Origin of the sequence: Micromonospora mangrovicola, assembly GCF_047200535.1 — a bacterium.
In the GTDB taxonomy this organism is placed as follows: Bacteria; Actinomycetota; Actinomycetes; order Mycobacteriales; family Micromonosporaceae; genus Micromonospora.
Genome location: NZ_JBJZOG010000268.1, coordinates 1 through 478 on the forward strand (window position 1 = coordinate 1; position 478 = coordinate 478).

Below are 478 nucleotides of genomic sequence, written 5' to 3' on the forward strand. Positions count from 1 at the left end.
CTCCGGGTTCAACCCGACCAGCTCGAGCAGTTCCTGCACGCGGTTGCGGATCCCGCCCGGCGGGTCGATCCGGTTGACCTGCAACGGCATCGCCACGATCCGGCCGACCGTGTGGCGGGGGTTCAACGACGCGTACGGGTCCTGGAAGATGATCTGCAGGTCCTGACGCAACGGCCGCAGCTGACGCCGCCGCAGATGGGTGATGTCCCGCCCGGCGAACTCGACCGACCCGGACGTCGGCTCCAGCAGGCGTACCAGCATCCGCCCCGTGGTGGTCTTCCCGCACCCGGACTCCCCGACCAGGCCGAGGGTCTCCCCCGGCCGCACGTCGAAGTCCAGCCCGTCGACCGCCCGCACCACCCCACCGGACCGGAAACCCTCCCGGGCCGGGAAATGCTTCGTCAGCCCGCGCACCCGGAGCAGGGCCTCGCCGGCTCCGGGGAGCGTCGGCTGGCCGTCGACGACAGCACTCCTCGCG

Annotated in this window: 1 protein-coding gene; it reads right to left on the reverse strand. The window is 72.0% G+C overall.

Features of this window, described 5'->3' with window-relative positions; translation table 11 throughout:
• Positions 1 to 423, reverse strand: a 423-nt coding sequence (locus ACL02O_RS34415) for an ATP-binding cassette domain-containing protein (RefSeq protein ID WP_412822358.1), incomplete at its 3' end; no start/stop codon positions are given.
• Between the last annotated feature and the right edge of the window lie 55 nt (positions 424 to 478).